General features: G+C 52.4%; 15 protein-coding genes. 3 read left to right on the top strand and 12 right to left on the bottom strand.

Going from position 1 to position 12,846, the window contains the following annotated elements; all coding sequences use genetic code 11:
- Positions 1–7: 7 nt before the first annotated feature.
- Entirely contained in the window at positions 8–3,082 is a 3,075-nt protein-coding gene (locus tag IPG22_09700) for a hypothetical protein (protein MBK6588556.1), read from the bottom strand.
- A 78-nt stretch (positions 3,083–3,160) separates the two neighbouring features.
- On the opposite strand from IPG22_09700, the gene IPG22_09695 reads away from it, so the two are divergent.
- The 3 genes from IPG22_09695 (at position 3,161) to IPG22_09685 (ending at position 4,658) form a co-directional block, all read left to right on the top strand.
- On the top strand, positions 3,161–3,442 hold the full coding sequence (locus IPG22_09695) for a YggU family protein (GenBank protein MBK6588555.1): 282 nt from the start codon (positions 3,161–3,163) through the stop codon (positions 3,440–3,442).
- Positions 3,439–3,828 (top strand): hypothetical protein, encoded by a 390-nt coding sequence (locus tag IPG22_09690; GenBank protein MBK6588554.1) that lies wholly within the window; start codon positions 3,439–3,441, stop codon positions 3,826–3,828. The genes IPG22_09695 and IPG22_09690 overlap by 4 nt, the downstream gene beginning before the upstream one ends.
- Positions 3,829–3,917: 89 nt before the next feature.
- Positions 3,918–4,658 (top strand): YebC/PmpR family DNA-binding transcriptional regulator, encoded by a 741-nt coding sequence (locus IPG22_09685; protein ID MBK6588553.1) that lies wholly within the window; start codon positions 3,918–3,920, stop codon positions 4,656–4,658.
- Positions 4,659–4,666: 8 nt separating this feature from the next.
- On the opposite strand, the gene IPG22_09680 is transcribed toward IPG22_09685, so the two are convergent.
- From IPG22_09680 to IPG22_09630, 11 genes are all read right to left on the bottom strand, one after another.
- Entirely contained in the window at positions 4,667–5,185 is a 519-nt protein-coding gene (locus IPG22_09680) for a nuclear transport factor 2 family protein (protein ID MBK6588552.1), read from the bottom strand.
- Positions 5,186–5,248: 63 nt separating this feature from the next.
- The gene (locus IPG22_09675; protein MBK6588551.1) at positions 5,249–7,081 is read right to left on the bottom strand and encodes a tetratricopeptide repeat protein; all 1,833 of its coding nucleotides are present in this window, start codon (positions 7,079–7,081) and stop codon (positions 5,249–5,251) included.
- Positions 7,082–7,252: 171 nt separating this feature from the next.
- Positions 7,253–7,528, bottom strand: a complete 276-nt coding sequence (locus tag IPG22_09670) for a DUF2277 domain-containing protein (GenBank protein ID MBK6588550.1) — start codon at positions 7,526–7,528, stop codon at positions 7,253–7,255.
- A 66-nt stretch (positions 7,529–7,594) separates the two neighbouring features.
- Positions 7,595–8,269 carry an alpha/beta hydrolase gene (locus IPG22_09665; GenBank protein ID MBK6588549.1) on the bottom strand — a complete coding sequence of 225 codons (675 nt, stop codon included), beginning with the start codon at positions 8,267–8,269 and terminating at the stop codon, positions 7,595–7,597.
- An 18-nt stretch (positions 8,270–8,287) separates the two neighbouring features.
- On the bottom strand, positions 8,288–8,776 hold the full coding sequence (locus IPG22_09660) for a hypothetical protein (GenBank protein ID MBK6588548.1): 489 nt from the start codon (positions 8,774–8,776) through the stop codon (positions 8,288–8,290).
- A gap of 74 nt (positions 8,777–8,850) precedes the next feature.
- A complete protein-coding gene (locus tag IPG22_09655; protein ID MBK6588547.1) occupies positions 8,851–9,162 on the bottom strand; it encodes a helix-turn-helix transcriptional regulator in 312 nt (103 codons plus the stop codon).
- A complete protein-coding gene (locus IPG22_09650) occupies positions 9,159–9,482 on the bottom strand; it encodes a type II toxin-antitoxin system RelE/ParE family toxin (GenBank protein ID MBK6588546.1) in 324 nt (107 codons plus the stop codon). The genes IPG22_09655 and IPG22_09650 overlap by 4 nt, the downstream gene beginning before the upstream one ends.
- 30 nt (positions 9,483–9,512) lie before the next feature.
- Positions 9,513–10,955, bottom strand: coding sequence for an alpha-L-fucosidase (locus IPG22_09645; GenBank protein ID MBK6588545.1), 1,443 nt, complete (start codon positions 10,953–10,955; stop codon positions 9,513–9,515).
- Between the two features lie 23 nt (positions 10,956–10,978).
- Positions 10,979–11,308 carry a type II toxin-antitoxin system PemK/MazF family toxin gene (locus tag IPG22_09640; protein MBK6588544.1) on the bottom strand — a complete coding sequence of 110 codons (330 nt, stop codon included), beginning with the start codon at positions 11,306–11,308 and terminating at the stop codon, positions 10,979–10,981.
- Entirely contained in the window at positions 11,281–11,502 is a 222-nt protein-coding gene (locus tag IPG22_09635) for a hypothetical protein (protein MBK6588543.1), read from the bottom strand. Before IPG22_09635 ends, IPG22_09640 begins: the two co-directional genes overlap by 28 nt.
- 54 nt (positions 11,503–11,556) lie before the next feature.
- The gene (locus IPG22_09630; protein ID MBK6588542.1) at positions 11,557–12,846 is read right to left on the bottom strand and encodes a homogentisate 1,2-dioxygenase; all 1,290 of its coding nucleotides are present in this window, start codon (positions 12,844–12,846) and stop codon (positions 11,557–11,559) included.

Raw genomic sequence — 12,846 nt, 5'->3', positions numbered from 1 at the left:
ACATCGGCTATTCGTCGTCCTCAGCCTCATTTTCTTCCGCTTCGTCCTCAGGTTTTACGCCGGCGGTCATCAGTTCAAATGCGGGCAGACGTGCGATGCCGGGCATCGGGACCTCGCCCTTGACCGAGAACCAGATGATCTCGTTCAATTCGCGAGGGTTTGCCATGTCCGCATGTTCGAGATCCTGCCGGTCTGTCATTCTCATAAACTCAAGCATTGCCGTCGTTGGTTTCTCGGGCGGGTAGAGGTTATCGAGCGCCACGCTTGGCAGGATCGCGGAAAACGGCCGTGTGTCGGGTGTGGTTGTAAATATATCGATCGGCGTCGCATTCGCGTCGAGGAAGTTCATCGGCGGCATTCCCAGACACACCTCGATCGTGCGGATCAGGCTGACCGTGTTATGAAACTCATGGACGAGAGCCCCGCTGCGGTTATAGGCCGAAATAACAAGAGCGGGTGAACGGTGGGCATCAACATGGTCGGGCCCATCCTGTGCATCGTCCTCTACGACAAAGATCGCTGTGTCTTTCCAATACGGACTGTTCGAAACTTCCTCGACGAGGCGGCCCAGGGCATAGTCGTTTTCCGCGACGTAGAATTGTGGGGTCGGAATCCCCTTGTTCAATCCGGCCGTGTGGTCATTCGAGAGCCGGACAATAGACAGATTTGGCAATGTATCGCCTTTTCCGGACTGTTGATCTGCAACGAAACCGCGAAATTCCTTTTGCCAATCGCCAAACCGCGAGCTGCCGCGAAGCTTTGGGTCGGCATGGTCCGGCTGGATCGCCGGATCGAATTGCGTTGCCGATTCCCTCGCCATGCGGTAAGAATCGACGGTCATAGAATCCGGCGTTGAGGTGTCATAATTTCGTGCCGTTGGCGAATAATGCCCTTCGAGCGAGCGCTTGGTCGCAAATGCAGTGACCGTCGGTGAGATATCCGGATATTTTTTGGATTGGCGTGTATTTACCTCTTTAACGTCTTCGGCGGAGACGGTTGCGACAAACTCGCCGTAATTACGGTAGCTTAGCCCCGCCCGCTTGGCGGCGTCCCATAGATAAAGTGTTTCCGGCTCGGCAACGTCGCGATCGCCTTGCAGATATGGGACGTATTTCTTTTGAAAGTTAGCAATGTCCTCGGCACTCGCCGGAAGGTCAAAAACCGAAGGTAAGGCGACCGGCGGCCTTCCCGATGGCGGCTCATACGAAGGCAGACGATTGAATCCCTCATAATCATAGGTACGGCCGCGGCCCGAATAATTCCAGCGAAACGCCTTATCGACGTAATCATTCGAAAAAGCCGCTGTCGACCAATTATGCCCGTCGGGGCTCGCTTCAGCATTCACAAAGAATCTATCAAGCACGCCAAACCGTAGGGCGAGCGCACGCGCGTTCGGGGTAATATTTTGCTTTTGTCCGCTCGGCGATTTTGCTGCGTCACCGGCTCCGAATATCGCGACTGACGGATCGCCATCCGCCTTTTGCCCATTGCCGGCAGCGGTAAGATCACCGAAGACCTGATCGTACGTGCGGTTCTCACGAATGACATAGATCACGTGTTTGAATGGAGATTTGCCGCCGCCAAAGATGCTTTTTTTCTCGCGGCCGATCAGTCCGTTATTCCGCATCGCCGTCTGAGTATAAGTAAAGAGCTGCGGCTCGTCCGGAGCGGTCACCACACTTATGTTGCCTGAAACAACCACCGCACTGTACATTCCCGTCTTGCTGCGGCCGGCGGGAAAACTCTCGTTCGGCATGTTCGGATAAAAACCGGAATCGTTACTTGTATGGGAGGAATTATCGGCTCCGGTGCCTTTGCCATTCGCAATAAATACCTGATTTCCGACTACTGCAACCGCTGATGCGTAGTTTCCGGTTGGAATGAACCCGGCCAATTTCGACGGGGTTTTCTTAGACGGTATCTTCGCGAGGCTTATCTGTGCTACGGCATTCGCGTGAGCATTCGCGACGTAGAGAGTCTGTTCGTCCTCGCTCAGTGCTAGACCTTCCGGGCTCGCTCCGTTCAAGGCAGTTTCCGCAAGACGGACGTTTATCGTCTCGATCACCTTGTCCGTAACAGTATCGATCACCGAAACCGCGTCGGCGTCCGAATTAACAACATAGAGTCGCGTCTGCTGACGGTTGAGAAGCATCGCGGTCGGATGGCGTTCGACGGCTATGTGCCTGACCTGTTTTGGCCGCAGCGGATCGACAACCGCGATCGTCGCGTCACCCCACAGGGAAACGTAGGTTTTCGCGACCTTTTTCCCTTTGACGACGAGTTTCACGTCGTACGGATACAGCATCTGTGACGACCCGGCGCGATGCAGATCTATTCGCTGTAAACGGCGCGAATCTCGCAGGTCAGAAACGACACCGAGCGTGTCGCCGAGATTGTTTGCGACAAAAAGAGTCTCGCCATCAGGACTAAGGCCGAGGCCTGTCGGATAGACGGCGGCGACATTGCCGTTATAATTCGGCGATGGAGCATTTTCAGTAAATCCCGATACATCGATCGACGGAGCGTCGAATTTGGCATCAGGCTTGTTACCCGGAAGCAAAGGCATCGGCAACGCCGGATCAAAACCCATGATCCAGATCTTGTTTTCATACCCGCCCGAAACATAAAGCTGAAATGTTCCATCTGCCTTTGGCGTTTCATTAAAAACCAAGCCGACATTCGCACTCTGCGGCGACGGGAAATAAACGTTTTGAATTACCCTGGGTTCCGGCTTTAAGTTGAGATCAATGACCGAAAGCGTCTGCTGCGCCTTGCTCTTGGAATTTACCTGAACGCCGTAGCCGCTGTTTACCGCGATCAAATACCGGCCTTTGCCATCCGGGCCCGTTTTATCCGGCGTACGAACAAAATTCACCGTAAGCGGAGCAACCGCGGTCATACCGGTCGCAGAGTCAGCGATAAGCCGTCCCGCAGGCGTCGTTTTCCGATCGGCGCCAGTTTCTTCGATCGCGTCAGCCACGACCTTTGGCGATCCGGGAATGCCGAAATACAAAAGGCCGGCCGAGCAGACCATTATCAAACCTAGGACCCCAACCGAACGGACGCGCGATATTTTAAGCATTGTGATTTCCCGGAAAAGACAGATTTGTCAGCTATAATAACCCGAAACCTGTTAATTCGGTATTAAAAAAGCGTGTCAATTAACCTTACAGAACATCCGGACGGCATCGTCGTTGCCGTCCGCGTCATACCGCGTGCGTCGAGGAGCGAGATCGTTGGCGAACACGACGGTTCGCTAAAGGTCCGCATCTGTTCGCCGCCGGTTGACGGAGCTGCGAATGCCGAAATTATACGACTATTTGCCAAGCATTTCGGTGTTTCTAAGAGCGAAGTTTCGATCATCAGTGGCGAAACTTCGAAAAATAAAAGAATTAAGATCGAAAACCTGTCAGTATCGAAGTTTGAGGAGCTAATAAAATGAAGAATCAAATTTCGTTCATGTCAGGTTTATTCGATACGCAGGCAACGATCCCGGCGGTTGCAAACGACCGGCATTTTGGCGAGGATCTCGCGAAATGGATGATCGTAAAATCGAAGGGAAGCGAGTTCGTCTTTCATACACCGGTAAAAAGCGCGGACGGTTGGTCGGAATCGGTCACCGCAAATGGCGAGAATTTTATCCTCGATTTTGGCATCGTGAACGAAACGATCGGCGACGAATACGCCGGCTGGACCATCACCATCGATAAGCCGCGTACCTGGGGACTATTTGGTTCAAAAGACTCCCCTTCGCGCGGCCGGCTTTGCGATCTGATCCACAATATCCTGCGTGACGAGCGGCAGATCCGCGAGGTGCAGTGGAGCTAAAGGCATCAGTCATTTTTGCGCCGTAATAATGTTGCGTGATATATTCGTTTATTCGATTTTAGTTCAACAAAACAAAGGTTTTTTATCACATGTCAGGACATTCCAAGTGGCACACAATTAAGCACAAGAAAGGTGCTCTCGACGCTAAACGCGGTAAGATATTTACCAAGCTGATCAAAGAGATCACCGTCGCGGCCCGCACCGGCGGCAGCGGCGACGTTGACGCGAATGCACGTCTGCGAAAGGCTGTCAGCGACGCAAAAGGGCTCAACATGCCCAATGACACCATCGATCGCGCCATCAAACGCGGCACCGGCCAGCTCGAAGGCGTCGCATACGACGAGATCACCTACGAAGGCTACGGCCCGAACGGCGTCGCGATCCTCGTCGAGACCATGACCGACAACCGTAACCGCACGGTCGCTGAGCTTCGTCACCTGTTCTCGAAGAACGGCGGCAACCTCGGCGAAGCCGGTTCGGTCGCGTGGATGTTCGATAAAAAAGGCTACATCGTAGTCGATAAGGCCGCAAAATCAGAAGACGAGCTATTCGAGATCGCTATCGAAGCCGGAGCCGATGATATGCAGGACGAGGGCGATGTCTTCGAGATCTACACCGCCCCCGACGCCTTCGAAGCCGTGACCGACGCAATTAAAGCCGCCGGCATCGAGCCCCAGGCCGCTGAGGTCTCAATGATCCCCCAAAACTACATCGCGCTAACCGGTGCCGACGCCAAAACCATGATGAAACTCTACGACGCCATCGATGACAACGATGACGTGCAGAAGGTTTACGCGAATTTTGATATTGATGAGAGTGAGATGGAGTAGCGTGTGTCTCACTTTGTTCCGCCCTTTTTGCTGGCTGGGCCATGATCGTAACTGAGTATTCGCGCCATTTTCCACACGCCTTCATTTAAGAGCCACAATTGTAAGAATCTGGCACGCCCGTCGAGGAATTCAGGTTTGCCTTTCTGGTTTACGTAAAATACGTGTTCGCCGGAGATGATTGCGCCGTAAATTACTTTGCCATTTTCCAGTGGAAAAACTTGCACTGTTCGTTCAACCGCTACACGCCGTAAATGCGAATTCGGATCGCCGCAAAGTCCATTTTTCAGAGCGTTCATGAAATTCTCATGTCCAATTGTCGGTCCACCTTTGTCATGGAAAAACTCGACATCGTCCGTGAACATCGGCCCAAATGCAGAAATGTCGCACTTGTTATAAGCCCTCCAAAAAGCAGCGTCTTTGGCAAGTATCGTCTCATTCAACCTCTCTAAATCCTGTTGGGCAGAGACATTTAGCCAACAAAAATTTAACAAAAGGAAAGCAACAATGATCAAGCTCTGTTTTGGCATAGTTGAAAGTCAAAACGTATTTTGCGGGAGCAATGTTCGTAAAATTATCGTCCCGTTTGACGCCTACTTCAACGTCTCCAACACTTTCATCGCCTGATTCCGATATCCAACCATATTCTTATCCGAATACGAGGCCGTGGAGCGAAGATATTCATTCAGAGCTCCGCGGGCTTCGTCTTTGCGGCCGGCTTCGGCGTAGAGCATTCCCAAACGCAGAATTACATTTTTTGATTCGGGCAGCATTTCGACGCGAGCTCGAGTGACGTAGCTTTCGAGTTCGCGCATGGCGTCGGATTTGTTTCCGGCCTGGTAATGAGCGACAGCGAGCTTTTCGGTCAGGGCGGCGGCGTAGATCGGAAGATCTTTGCGGGCGTCGAGGAAATTCCGGATCGCCAGGTCGTATTTTTTCTGCTCGACGTAGGTTATCCCGAGCGATTCGTACACCTGATACGTGGCATAGGCGTCCTGCTGGTCCGCTGGGGTTGCGAGAGCAGCTTGCAGATCTTTTTCCGCATTGTCGAACTGTTTTACAGCGTTGTAATTGCGGCCGCGGCCGTAATAGGCACGCATCGTGGGCTTTTTGGCGATCGCCATCGAGTAAGCTGCGATCGCATCCTCATATCTTTTTTCCTCCGCGAGAGCACTTCCAAGTTGGAGTGAGGTGAACGCCGAATCGTCGATGTTCTTTGTCCAGGTCCAAAGAGCGAGTTCGTTGGCCCACGCGAAGTTGTATCTGACCGTCTGAACACCAAACAACAACGCCACAACACATCCGGCGATCAGCAAGTTCCTTTCGCTCAGCACCTTCCCCGCGAGCGGCACGAGCAGCATCAACGCTCCGAGCAGCGGCAGATAGAGATAGCGATCGTGGACGATCTGTTCGGACGGGAATGCCGTCGCGTTCATCGCCGGGATGAGCGGCAGCAGGAAGATCGCGGCCGCGAGCATCGCACGTTTTGACGATCGAGCAACATATATAACTCCCGCGATCGCTGCAAGGGAGATGAAAAGCGGAACGACAAAATTCAACCCTCCGATCTCTTTGACCGGAGAGAGCGGGTAATTGATGGCGATTAAGATGGGAGCGAAGATCTGCTTCAGATAAAAAGCAAACATTTGCGGCACGCTAATCACTGCATCAAACAACGCCACCGCATCATCCGGCGGCCTCGCGATGGCACCGATAATACTGAGCCTAATAAGAAAACATGCGACTGCCGACGCAGCGAGTGCCAGCAACGGTGTGTTCAGCGAACTCTGCCTTACCTCAGTACCGTCGGTATCATCCTTGAGAACAAAATAATAGATCGGCAGGCAGAGAATGCCGATCTCTTTTGAACCGAGAGCGGCTGCATAGAACAGGATCATCAAAAGTAGATCTTTGTTCGACCGCGAGCTGCGATAGCTCGTCGCAAACCACAACGAACCGAGTAACGTCAGCGAAAATAACAGATCCGGTGAACCTGCGATCCATGCGACAGACTCCACGTGAACGGGATGAACCGCAAAGATCAACGCGATCACAAACACCACGACCGCTGAATATTGCCAACGCCGCAAAAGCAAAAATGCGAGCACGCTGACACCAGTATGCAGCAGCACGTTAACCACATGCCATCCCAAGGGGCTCGTGCCGAAAAGACGGAAACAGACGATATTCAGCAGCGTAAACGTCGGCCGCCAATAGTTGCTCGCCGCCTGCGTACCGTCGCCCTTGAACGCCCAAACGTCGGAGCTTAAGGCTTTCCAAAACAGCGAATTATCCTGGATCAGCGTATTGCGGATGATCTGTCGCGTGTCATCATAGACAAATTCTCCGGTCAACGAATTCGCAAAAACGAGTACACAAACAACTGCGATCGGGACCAACCATTTTAGTTCGTTGCGATATTTCACGGTGAACCTATTTTGCACCGCTCCGCGCCTCGCCTTCAAGGTGAGCCGCTAAAAATTGTTGAGGACCTTTGTGTGTCCTTCTTATGCAGATATCCAAACAAGCGCGCGGCATATTGAAAAGGTGAGTTAGCGTCGTCATGCCGTTAATGTGATAACAATCGTTTCACCTCTTCAAGTTCGGGTGCCGTATCGAATAGCTGCCCGTTCGCGAGCCTTTACCGCCTCGATCTCGCGGTCGCGGGGCGGGGCGTTCGTGACGTAGGAATTCAGCATTTCCTGAGCAGCCGCTGCGACGCGTTCGACAGCGAGGTTGAATGCTTCTTCGTTGGCTTTGGACGGTTTGGTAAACCCGGATAGCTTACGAACGAACTGTATCGCTGAGGCGTTTACTTCGTCTGTAGTCGCTGGCGGATCGAAATTAAAGAGCGTTTTGATATTTCTGCACATAACGTTATTCCACGTCCCGAAGTGTCAGGAAGTTTCGAACTGATCGGACACAGTGGTCAATGTTAACTAAAGATCCGACGCCCATTCGCGAACAACGCGGGCGATCTCGGCAAAAATGTCTTCGGTCGACTGGCGAGTTCTTTTAAGGATCTTGAAACTGTGATCGGCTGTATCCAGAAGGTGAAGCGTTGCTTTGTTGCCAAGGCCATTCACGACCGGCTCAAGCAGATCAAGCTCACCGAGGGCATCTCTCGTGCCGCTCAGGAAAAGCATCGGAATGTCGATCAGCTTGAGATGCTCAGCCCGCTTTGTCGCCGGCTCACCTGCGGGATGCAGCGGAAAGGCAAAGAACACCAAACCTCTCACGCCGTCGATCGGCTCCTCACTCTGCGCGGTCGAAGTCATCCGCCCGCTAAACGAGTGCCCGCCCGCAAGTATCGGCAGATCCGGCGCCGCCTCACTCGCAGCCCTGACCGCCGACCGTATCGTCTCAGTACAGGTCACCTGCGAATTCCTCCCGCCACCTTTTTCCGAATAAGGAAAGTTATAACGAAACGTCGCGATGCCCTGCTCAGCCAATCGTTCAGCGATCGTCGCCTGCATCGGCGTTCGCATATTCGAACTCGCCCCGTGTCCGAGGACGAGCAGATGCGTCGCATTTTCGGGCCGCATCAGAATTGCAGAGACTTCGCCTTTTTCAGGCGTTGCAAGAAACCTTAACTCATCGAAAGCATATGGCATAAAATATGTCCGAGCATTTTATTTTTCACGTGGCCGATCCTGCTCAAGTGATTTTAACAAAACACCTTCGAGTAAATGAGGCAAATTGTTGGTTAACGCGTCAAGTGGTTCCACTTCAACACAGCGTTTGGGATCGAAGTCATCAACTACCTTTATTACCTTGCCGTTAAATCGCAGTTCAATTACCCGAGCAGGTTGATCGGTTTCCCTTTTGTTGCATTTGTCCCGAAGTTCGGTGGCAGGTTCTGCAAAATTCGAGAGATGAGTCTCAGATACCTGAGTCCACAAGGTCTCTAATTGCTCTGTAGACAAAAGTCGCTCCTCACTAACCTCTTTTTTGGGATATAGGAAAGTAACCGTAACCTTTCCATTTGATTCGACAAGATATCTGGTTGCAGCTAACGGGATAAAAAAGTTACCGTTTCCTTCGTAATAATTCAATTGAAAATCAGGCGGTATCCTCTCTCGACCATTAACGGGTTCCGGCTGAAATTCTGTTGAACTCAAACACCCAGTCGTCAGGATCGCAGACAGAGCCAGAGATAATAAGTGTATATTTTGCAAAATCGGTTCTCAATCAATTACTTCTGCGGCACCAATTTTACGCTGAGGTCACAACCGACGGCTTCGGCGTAGCGTTTGAGGGTCGCGATCGAAGGTCTATGTTTGCCAACGCCCTCAAGTCTTGAGACCGCACTTTTCGTTGTTCCCATTTTTGCGGCGACAGCGTCCTGGGTTAAGCCCGCCCGGGAACGAGCTCGGAGCATTTGTCGAGCGATCTCGTACTCAAGCTCAAGGGCCTCGTAAGCTTCCTTGAAGCCAGGCCGTTTGTAAGCCTCTTCGAGCATCCCTTTATGGTCATGCTTTACCGGTTTGTATTCACGATCAGTCATTTCTTTACCTTCTTGACCCTATTGCGGGCTATTGTGATTTCCCTCTCAGGCGTTTTCTGTGTTTTCTTGATGAACGCGTGAATGATGATGACTCTTCGTCCTAAAAGGTAACAATAAAATGCACGTCCAATTCCGCTTCGTCCCCGAGGTCTGAGTTCGAACATTCCATCTCCCATTGCCCTGGAATGCGGCATTCGAAGTATCGGCCCAAATTCTTCGACTAGCCCCAGCAATCTCAGATAGTCGGCGTAGAGATCAGCTGGCCACGCCATGATCTCGTCCTTGAGCTGTTGATCGTAATATCCGACCTCGAACTTCATAGTAAATGTTAGCAAATGTGCTAACTCACATCAACGGATAATTTTAGAGATTCGTAACGTCCACGCAAATTTCCCGTTTGATCTATTTCTAAACTCGTCAGGAATATCTACGGTAAATCCATTCGCCGTTCGTTTCCATGACAGTTCTTTGTCGAAACCAAGAAGGCTGACTTTTGCTCCGTCCGCAGCAACTATCCCTTCAATGACCAAGCTCGCAGGCGGGGCTGTTTCATTTTCGTCGGCCATGTAGATCGCGAAGACAGTTCCGTCACGCAGCGACGTGAAGGCTACCTTGCCTTGTTTGTAGGGGGCGATCGGGCGTGTGTTGTAGATGGCTTCGTTGTTGATGCTCATCCAGGCGGCGATGTCTCGCAGGCGGGTGTAGGCGTCGGGGGCGAAGTCGCCTTTGGGGCTGGGGCCGATGTTGAGGAGGAAATTCCCGCCCTTTGCGACGACGTCAACGAGCGTATGGATCAACTGACGAGAAGGTTTGTAGACATCGTTCGGCACGTAAGACCATGAGGTCGCCATGGTCATGCAGGTTTCCCAAGGGTACGGCAGCGGTGCGTCGGGAACTTTTTGCTCGGGTGTGCGGTAATTCTCAAATTGCCCGTGAACGTCACGGTCGACGATGATAATTCCGGGCTGATTTTTGCGTGCCATCCCGGCGATCCGCGGCATGTCGATATCCTGCGGCCATGGCACGCGGCCGCTGCCCGCGACCGGATCTTTCGGCATGCCCGGCCGAACCCAACCGCCGTCGAGCCAGAGGATATCGACCTTTCCGTAGCCGGTCGTCAGTTCGTCGATCTGGTTATAGGTGAAGTCTTTGAACCGATTCCATTTGTCGGGATGCTTGGTGGTGTCGTAATTCGTATTACGGTCCGGTGTCGCCCAGAATGGATCCCAATAATTGTCGCTGTGCCAGTCAGGCTTCGAAAAATACGCTCCGATGCCAAAATTCTCGCGGCGGAATGCTTTAAAGATCTCTTTCGTTACATCAGCTCGCGGGTTCCGGTGAAACGGAACGTTTGCGGCGGTGATTTTGTAGTCCGAAAACTTGGTATCGAACATATTGAAGCCGTCATGGTGCTTCGTAGTAAACACGACGTACTTCATCCCCGCATCGCTTGCAGCTTTTGCCCATTTGTCAGGATCGAATTGGACCGGGTTGAATGTCGTGGGAAGCTTCTCATATTGCTTCACGTAATCGACATAATTACTGCCTTTCGGCCGGCGGCACCAATCGACGTCCTCCGCGCAGATCGACCACGATTCAACAATTCCCCACTGGCTGTAAGGTCCCCAGTGCATCAACAGACCAAATTTCCAGTCCTGCCATTGGTCGAGTTTTTTGAGCACAAGGGAATCTGTTTCCGAGACATATGGCTCCGTTTGGGCCAGTGCGGAATGGGTGGTAAGAAATAGTAAAACCGAAACGCCGATGACACTGATGGATCTGAGGAAAATCATTATGGATCCGTAAACGAATTAGGTTATTTGAAGATCGAGATCACGGATACCCGAATCCCCTTCAACTTTAGTGTCGAAAGATCACCGATACTTTTCATCATGATGTTATTGTTCGCCGTGAACAGCTTTGCCGGACGCGCATAGCTTGGCTTGTTGAGCGAACCGCGAACGAAGTCGGCATTTGAGATACCGATTGCATTACGGTCAGCGTAGCTTTGGCTGGTTATCTGATACAAAACCCAGTCTCCTCGCTCAGCGTTCGCGAGAACCACTGCGGGGCGAAGTTTCGAAGCCGTCAGATCGCTGAATGGGAAGCGGACCAGAACTACTGTTCCAACTGAAGGTGTGACCAAGCCTTGTCCTCCTCGTCCTTGAGCCAATCGGCAGCTAGTGCGTTTTCACTCAACAACGCTGTTTCCGGGATGTCGGGTTCGGACATTTCTTCGAGTACGGTAACGATCGCACGATGTCCTCGGGGTAGAAGCAGATCATTCAGCACTCTTACCTTACCGCTTTCATCTATTACTGCTTCGACAGTCTGTATCATATGGGAAATATTTTGCCGCTATTTGGCGGAAAGAGCAAGGATTTGCCCGAGATCTCAGGCGTGAAAATTCTTCTTTAGCCTCTGCCAAACCTCGAAATATTCGCTCTGCAGCTGCGACGTTTCCATCGCAAATTTCGTCGGCCGAATTATATAACGAGATTCGAACATGAACGCCATCGTGCCTTCGAGTTTTTGCGGTTTGAGATCGGCGTTCGATGCTTTTTCAAACGCATCGAGGTCGGGGCCGTGGGCGGACATTTGGTTGTGGAGCGAGCCGCCGCCGGGCACGAAGCCTGTTTCCTTCGCATCATAGGCACCGTAGATGAGGCCCATGTATTCGGACATGTAGTTGCGGTGATACCACGGCGGGCGGAAGGTGTTTTCGGCTACCAGCCACCGTTCTGGGAAGATCGCAAAGTCGCAATTCGCGACGCCCGCCTCGCCTGACGGAGAAGTGAGAACAGTAAAAATGCTAGGATCCGGGTGATCGTATGAGATCGAACCGATCGTGTTGAAACGACGCAGGTCGTAGCGGTACGGGGCGTAGTTGCCATGCCACGCGACGACGTCGAGCGGCGAGTGATCGATCTCGCACGACCACAGATTTCCCGCAAACTTAGCGACCTGTTCGAACTCGCCCTCGCGATCCTCGAACCACGCGACGGGCGTCTCGAAATCGCGCGGATTTGCGAGGCCGTTAGCTCCGATAGGGCCGAGGTCGGGCAGGCGAAACTGTGAGCCGTAATTCTCGCAAATGTAGCCGCGGCACTTTTTGTCGTCCGGATGCGGTTCGACCCGAAATCTCACACCGCGAGGAATACAAACGATCGAACCCGGCCCCGCTTGTATCGGTCCTAATTCGGTCAGGAAACCTAACCTTCCCATCTCCGGCACGATCAGCATCTCGGCGTCGGCGTTATAAAAATAACGGTCGCCCATGCCTTTGTTAAAGGTGTAGATGTGAATCCCGATGCCCATCTGTGACATCAGATCGCCGTTTAGAGCTATCGTCGTGATCCCGTCAATAAAATCGGTCGGCTCATCCGGAACCGGCAGCGGATCCCAACGAAGCTGATTCGGCGTGACGTCGATGTCATCGGGCTTACTTTGCCACTTGCCGTTGCCTATCCGCTCGAAGGGACGATGCATGACAGACGGCCGAATACGGTACGTCCACGTACGCTTATTTCCCGCACGCGGCACCGTAAACGCCGTTCCCGAAAGCTGCTCGGCATATAATCCCAACGGAGCCTTCTGTGGCGAGTTCTGGCCCACGGGCAATGCCCCCTCGACTGCTTCGGTCGCAAATTCGTTGCCAAAACCAGTTTGGTATTTGAGGTTCAT

The organism is Acidobacteriota bacterium (assembly GCA_016703965.1).
Taxonomy (GTDB): domain Bacteria; phylum Acidobacteriota; class Blastocatellia; order Pyrinomonadales; family Pyrinomonadaceae; genus OLB17.
The sequence above is the reverse complement of the archived record's forward strand: the minus strand, read 5'-3'. Positions and strand labels throughout refer to the sequence as shown.

Bases quoted from the DNA above. Each gene is read 5' to 3' on its own strand.
- IPG22_09700 (MBK6588556.1), bottom strand. From the start codon at position 3,082: ATGCTTAAAATATCGCGCGTCCGTTCGGTTGGGGTCCTAGGTTTGATA.
- IPG22_09690 (MBK6588554.1), top strand. From the start codon at position 3,439: ATGAAGAATCAAATTTCGTTCATGTCAGGTTTATTCGATACGCAGGCA.
- IPG22_09685 (MBK6588553.1), top strand. From the start codon at position 3,918: ATGTCAGGACATTCCAAGTGGCACACAATTAAGCACAAGAAAGGTGCT.
- IPG22_09680 (MBK6588552.1), bottom strand. From the start codon at position 5,185: ATGCCAAAACAGAGCTTGATCATTGTTGCTTTCCTTTTGTTAAATTTT.
- IPG22_09670 (MBK6588550.1), bottom strand. From the start codon at position 7,528: ATGTGCAGAAATATCAAAACGCTCTTTAATTTCGATCCGCCAGCGACT.
- IPG22_09665 (MBK6588549.1), bottom strand. From the start codon at position 8,269: ATGCCATATGCTTTCGATGAGTTAAGGTTTCTTGCAACGCCTGAAAAA.
- IPG22_09655 (MBK6588547.1), bottom strand. From the start codon at position 9,162: ATGACTGATCGTGAATACAAACCGGTAAAGCATGACCATAAAGGGATG.
- IPG22_09650 (MBK6588546.1), bottom strand. From the start codon at position 9,482: ATGAAGTTCGAGGTCGGATATTACGATCAACAGCTCAAGGACGAGATC.
- IPG22_09645 (MBK6588545.1), bottom strand. From the start codon at position 10,955: ATGATTTTCCTCAGATCCATCAGTGTCATCGGCGTTTCGGTTTTACTA.
- IPG22_09635 (MBK6588543.1), bottom strand. From the start codon at position 11,502: ATGATACAGACTGTCGAAGCAGTAATAGATGAAAGCGGTAAGGTAAGA.
- IPG22_09630 (MBK6588542.1), bottom strand. From the start codon at position 12,846: ATGAACCTCAAATACCAAACTGGTTTTGGCAACGAATTTGCGACCGAA.